This window comes from Saccharopolyspora sp. NPDC047091 (assembly GCF_040643635.1).
In the GTDB taxonomy this organism is placed as follows: domain Bacteria; phylum Actinomycetota; class Actinomycetes; order Mycobacteriales; family Pseudonocardiaceae; genus Saccharopolyspora_C.
This window is the reverse complement of the sequence record NZ_JBEYUS010000133.1, coordinates 1-5,566: the sequence shown is the minus strand read 5'-3', so window position 1 is coordinate 5,566 and position 5,566 is coordinate 1. Positions and strand designations below refer to the sequence as shown.

At 73.4% G+C, this 5,566-nt stretch carries 5 protein-coding genes; 3 read left to right on the top strand and 2 right to left on the bottom strand.

The window, feature by feature from the left end; genetic code table 11:
* Both ABZ805_RS29005 and ABZ805_RS29000 read left to right on the top strand, forming a co-directional pair.
* Window positions 1-744, top strand: a 744-nt coding sequence (locus ABZ805_RS29005) for a hypothetical protein (protein WP_358447041.1), incomplete at its 5' end; no start/stop codon positions are given.
* Entirely contained in the window at window positions 744-1,553 is an 810-nt protein-coding gene (locus tag ABZ805_RS29000) for an ESX secretion-associated protein EspG (RefSeq protein ID WP_358447039.1), read from the top strand. The genes ABZ805_RS29005 and ABZ805_RS29000, both read left to right, overlap by 1 nt.
* A gap of 59 nt (window positions 1,554-1,612) precedes the next feature.
* Here the strand turns inward: ABZ805_RS29000 and ABZ805_RS28995 are convergent, their stop codons facing one another.
* The gene (locus ABZ805_RS28995) at window positions 1,613-3,310 is read right to left on the bottom strand and encodes a glycerol-3-phosphate dehydrogenase/oxidase (RefSeq protein ID WP_358447043.1); all 1,698 of its coding nucleotides are present in this window, start codon (window positions 3,308-3,310) and stop codon (window positions 1,613-1,615) included.
* A 148-nt stretch (window positions 3,311-3,458) separates the two neighbouring features.
* Complete coding sequence (locus ABZ805_RS28990; RefSeq protein WP_358447037.1) at window positions 3,459-4,340, bottom strand: DeoR/GlpR family DNA-binding transcription regulator; 882 nt, start codon at window positions 4,338-4,340, stop codon at window positions 3,459-3,461.
* 418 nt (window positions 4,341-4,758) lie between these two features.
* On the opposite strand from ABZ805_RS28990, the gene ABZ805_RS28985 reads away from it, so the two are divergent.
* Window positions 4,759-5,502, top strand: coding sequence for an MIP/aquaporin family protein (locus tag ABZ805_RS28985; protein WP_358447035.1), 744 nt, complete (start codon window positions 4,759-4,761; stop codon window positions 5,500-5,502).
* Window positions 5,503-5,566 lie beyond the last annotated feature (64 nt).

The following is a 5,566-nucleotide window of genomic DNA, read 5'->3' as shown; positions in this document are numbered from 1 at the left end:
ACCCTCGGGGAGATCGACGGTGATCTCGCCGCCGCGCTGAACTCCGCGATGTCCGGCTGGCAGGGCGCCGCCGCCGACAACGCCCACGGCGGCATCCGCCCGCTGGGCGAGTGGGCCGTGCAGGCGCAGCAGGCCGCCGAGCTGATGCGGGACCGCACCGAGCAGCAGGCCGCGTTCGTCGGCAAGGCCCGCGCCGACATGCCGCAGCCGCAGCCGCTGACCACCGAGGACCCGGGCACCGCGATCACCGGCCTGGTGCACCTGTTCGGCGGGCAGACCGACTACGAGGTGCAGGAGTCCCGCCGGGACGCCGCCGAGCAGCGCGCGTTCGAGGTGATGCGCACCTACGAGTCCTCGACCCGGGCCAACACGACGTCGCTGGCTTCCTTCGCACCGCCGCCGCAGGTGGTCGTGGACGCCCACGTCCCCCCGCCGGGCGCGGCGAAGGGCCTGCAGCAGCCGAACATCACGATCAGCTGGGCGGGCGCGCCGGTGCCCGCGCCGCGCGGCGGTGCCGGTTCGCCGACCGGACCGGGCGGCGCCCGCAGGCAGCAGGCGCGCGGTTCGGCGGGCCGCGACGGGGAACGCGGCCGCGGCACGACCGGTTCCGGTGGGGGCCGGACCCGGCGCCGCGACGACGACCCGGTGGACCGTTCGGTGACCGAGCAGGTCGGCGGCGGCAACGGCTTCTTCGACGCACCGCAGACCCTGTCCCGCCCGGTCATCGGCGGAGATCCCGGTTGATGATCGGCGGTTCCGCCCTGGCGGGGGCAGGCCCGGTCCGGCTGTCCGCGCTGGAGTTCGACGTGCTCGCCGAGCACTTGGGGCTGGACACGCTGCCGCTGGTGCTGCGGGTCCCGTCGCCGGGGCGCACCTGGAGCGAGCGGGCGGAGCTGGCGGATTCGGCCTGGCGGTCGATGGGCGCCAAGCAGCTCGGCGACCGGCGGCGGCTGGATCCGGCGCTGGACCGGATGCTGCGGCTGCTCGCCCATCCCGAGTCCGAAGTGGACGGGAGGACCTGGTTCGACCGCAGCGTCCGGGTGCTCGCCGCCTCCGGCGTGCCGGACGGCAGCGGGGCGGACGCGGTGCTGGTGGTCAAGAACGAGGACGCGCTGACGCTGCGTCCGGTCTCGGCCACCGGGCTGGTGCGCGAGGCGACCTCGGTGCTGCCCGCGCTCGGCGCCGGGCCGGGCCGGTCGGTGACGGTGCGCAGCGCCGACCTGGACGAAGCCGCGAGCGCGACCGCCGGGAACGCCGAAGCCCTGGAGGGCGAGCTGGTGCGCCGCGGGGTGCGCGGCGACGACGCGGAGATGCTCACCTCGATGGTCCGCGAAGCCGGGGCGCGCGGGCAGTTCGGCGCCGCCGCGCGTGACCGGCTGGGGCGCCGGGTGCGGGCGCCGCGGGTCGTCGGGTTCTTCGACACCCCGCACGGCCGGTACGCGCAGCTGCGCCGGGACTCGCCGTCCGGTGATTCGTGGAGCACCGTCGCGCCCGCCGACGGCCGCCGCTTGATCGCCCACGTCGACGAGCTGCTCACCGAGCTGGCCCGCTGACGCGGACGGGCCGCCCGTCCGGAGTGGACGAGCGGCCCGCGGTCACCTGCTCGGTGCGATCAGGCGATGGGTTCTTCGATGCGGTCGCGCACCTCGGGGGCCGCGGAGCGCTTCGCGTCCGCCGCCTCGTCGTCGGGCTGCGTCTGCGAGTCCCGCTCGGCCTCGACGCGGGCGGTGTACACCTCGATCTCGCGGGCGATGCGCTCCTCGTCCCAGCCGAGCACCTCGGCCATCAGCCGCGCCACCGGCTCCGCCGACTCCACCCCGCGGTGCGGGTACTCGATGGAGATGCGGGTGCGCCGGGTCAGCACGTCCTCCAGGTGCAGCGCGCCCTCGTGGGTGCACGCGTACGCCACCTCGGCCAGCAGGTAGGCCGAAGCACCGGGGACGGGCTTGAGCAGCTCCGGCCGGTCCGCGGTGGGCGCGAGGACCTCGTGGACCTGCGAGCCGTAGCGGTCCAGCAGGTGCCGGATCCGGTACGGGTGCACGCCGTGCGCGGACGCGATCTGGTCGGCCTGGTTCACCAGCGCGTGGTAACCGTCGGCGCCGAGCAGCGGCACCCGGTCGGTGATGGAGGACGCGACCCGGCCGGACAGGTCCGGCGCCACCGCGTCCACCGCGTCGGCGGCCATCACCCGGTAGGTCGTGTACTTGCCACCGGCGATGGCGACCAGGCCGGGGGCGACGCGGGCGACCGCGTGCTCCCGGGACAGCTTGGAGCTCTCGTCGCTCTCCCCCGCCAGCAGCGGGCGCAGCCCCGCGTACACGCCCTCGATGTCGGCGTGCGTCAGCGGCGTGGCCAGCACCGTGTTGACGTGCTCCAGGATGTAGTCGATGTCCTTCTTCGTCGCCGCCGGGTGCGCGAGGTCCAGGTTCCAGTCGGTGTCGGTGGTGCCCACGATCCAGTGGCCGCCCCACGGCACGACGAACAGCACGGACTTCTCGGTGCGCAGGATCATCCCGACCTCGGAGACGATGCGGTCCCGCGGGACGACGATGTGCACGCCCTTGCTGGCGCGGACCCGGAACTGCCCGCGGCTGCCGGACAGGCGCTGCAGCTCGTCGGTCCACACCCCGGTCGCGTTGATCACGGTCTGCGCGCGGACCTCGGTCTCGGCGCCGGTCTCCACGTCGCGCAGCCGCACGCCCGCGACCCGGTCGGCCTCCCGCAGGAACCCGGTGACCTGGGTGGACGTCGCGACGACGGCGCCGTAGCGGGCCGCGGTGCGGGCGACGGTCATGGTGTGGCGCGCGTCGTCGGACTGCGCGTCGTAGTAGCGGATGCCGCCGATCAGCGCGTTCCGCTTGAGCGCGGGCACCATCCGCAGCGCACCGGCCCGGGACAGGTGCTTCTGCCCGGGAACCGAGCGGGCGCCGCCCATCGTGTCGTACATCAGCAGCCCGGCCGCGGTGTACGGCCGCTCCCACACGCGGTGGCTGAGCGGGTAGAGGAACGGCACCGGCTTCACCAGGTGCGGCGCGAGGCGGGTCAGCATCAGCTCCCGCTCCCGCAGGGCCTCGCGGACCAGGGAGAACTCCAGCTGCTCCAGGTAGCGCAGGCCACCGTGGAAGAGCTTGCTGGAGCGGCTCGACGTGCCGGCGGCGAGGTCTCGCGCCTCCACGAGGGCGACCCGCAGCCCGCGGGTGGCCGCGTCGAGCGCGGCTCCGGCGCCGGTGACGCCGCCGCCGATCACGACGACGTCGAACTCCTCCGAGCCCAGCCTGTTCCAGTTGCGTTCGCGGTCGCCCGGCCCCAGCCTGCCCTGCGCCTCCTCCGAAGCCCGGGTGGCATCGGTGGCACCGGTCGTCGCGGTCGTTCTCTCGTCGTGGGACACCTGGCGTCCTCCTCGCTCGAATCCCGATCACCGCCGACCCGCACCTCGCCGGCGCGTTCCGCGGTGGTCATCATGCCCGGCCTGCGCCTTGCACGCCTGCCGCGCCGTTGCTGCTCTGACCTGCCGTGGCGAGGTCCTTCTTGGCCTGTTCCGACTGGATCTCACCGGTGCGCCGGACCGTCGCACCGCGCTCGACGAGGACCTCGATCTCGGCGTCCGACGTGGCGGAGTCGACGATCACCATGTCGAAGTCCTCGGCCGGCGCGACCGCGTGCAGCGCGCGCCTGCGGAACTTCGTGTGGTCCACGTAGAGCACCCGGCGGCTGGCCGCGGCCAGCATCGCCTTCTTGATCTGCACCATCTCCTGCTGCGGGTAGCAGCAGATGCCGCCGGTCACCGCGGAGACGGACATGATCGCCAGGTCCACCCGCAGGCCCCGCAGCGCGTCCAGCGCCATGCCGCCGACGAACGCGTCGGCCCACGGCAGGTAGTCGCCGCCGATGGAGATCAGGTGCACGCCCTGCTGCCCGGCGAGCTCGCCGAACACCCCGCGGTGGTTGGTCACCACGGTCAGCGGCGCGCGCTCCGGCAGCCGCCGAGCCAGGTAGACCCCGGTGGTGGAGTCGTCGAGCACCAGCGCCTGGCCGGGTTCGACCAGTTCGGCGGCGGCGCTCGCGAGTTCGTCCTTCTCCGCCTCGTTCTGCTGCATCCGGTATTCCGAGGCCGCCTCGTAGAGCAGCGAGGAGGCCGCGGAGACGTAACCGCGGTTGCGGTGCACGAGGCCCTGCGACTCCAGGTCGGCCAGGTCCCGGTACACGGTCATGGCGCTGGCGCCGACCGTCGAGACCAGGTCGTCGATGCGCAGCGAACCTTCCGCCATCACCAGCTCGGTGATCTTGCGCCGCCGGTCCTGCTGCTTGCCGGACGGGCGCCGACCCGACGTAGCGGACATCGTCGTCCCCCTCACCGCCACATCCCCTGCGGGGACTTCCACCATTGGGTGCCCATCCTCCTAGCCGAACCCCTGCCCGCCGGTCGTGCCTCGCCGCACGAACCTCGACCACAGCGAGTTCACCGTACATCGCGATAAAAACACCATCGCATAGCTATTGCAATGTTTGTTTTCACATGCCTAATGTGACCGTGTTCTTCGGTGCGTCCGGCCACCGAAGCGGCTCCAACGGAGGAGATCGACGTGCCCGTGCTCGCGACACCCGCGGCCGCCCTTCGGCCCGCAGGCCCGCGAGACGACGCCCGACGCGCTCACCGGAGGCGGACCAGCGCGGCGTGCCACCGGCACCACCCGCCCAGCCGGACCCGCAACGCACACCCGACCGCGCCGATGGCGCCGCGACGAGGGGACCTGGGACATGAGTCTGGGTGAGATCTTCCTCTGGGAATTGATGGGCACGGCCGTGCTGACCCTGATGGGGTGCGGCGTCGTCGCCAACGTGACACTGCGCAAGGCGCTCGGCAACAACGGCGGCTGGCTGCTGGTGAACTTCGGCTGGGGCTTCGCCGTGTTCGCGGGCGCCAGCATCGCCGAACCCACCGGGGCGCACATCAACCCCGCCGTCACCCTCGGCCTCGCCGTGGACGGCCAGGTGCCGTGGAGCCAGGTGCCCGTCTACATCGTCGCCCAGATCATCGGCGGCACGCTCGGCGCGGCGCTGTGCTGGGCGGCCTACAAGCTGCAGTTCGACACCCACGACGACCCGGCGGGCACCCTCGGGATCTTCAGCACCGCCCCCACCGTGCGCAACGCGCCGTGGAACCTGGTCACCGAGATCATCGGCACCTTCGTGCTGGTGCTGTGGATCATCCAGACGCCCGGCTCCGGCCGCGGCGACGACGGCGCCTTCAGCTTCGGCAACGACGCGCTCGGCTACGCCGCCGTCGCGTTCATCGTCATCGGCATCGGCGCCTCCCTCGGCGGGCCCACCGGGTACGCCATCAACCCGGCCCGCGACCTCGGACCGCGCATCGCCTACGCGCTGCTGCCGATCCGCGGCAAGGGCTCCGCGGACTGGGGCTACTCGTGGATCCCCGTCGCCGGGCCGATCATCGGCGGAATGCTCGCGGGCGCGGTCGCCCTGGTGCTGCCCGCCACCTGAGCCGCGGTCACGTCCCCCGCGGTGGGGGGCCCCCGCCCGCGGCCCCCCCCCCCCGGTCCGCCGT

Excerpts from the sequence above, each read along its gene's own strand:
- ABZ805_RS29000 (WP_358447039.1), top strand. The coding sequence starts at position 744 with ATGATCGGCGGTTCCGCCCTGGCGGGGGCAGGCCCGGTCCGGCTGTCC.
- ABZ805_RS28990 (WP_358447037.1), bottom strand. The coding sequence starts at position 4,340 with ATGTCCGCTACGTCGGGTCGGCGCCCGTCCGGCAAGCAGCAGGACCGG.
- ABZ805_RS28985 (WP_358447035.1), top strand. The coding sequence starts at position 4,759 with ATGAGTCTGGGTGAGATCTTCCTCTGGGAATTGATGGGCACGGCCGTG.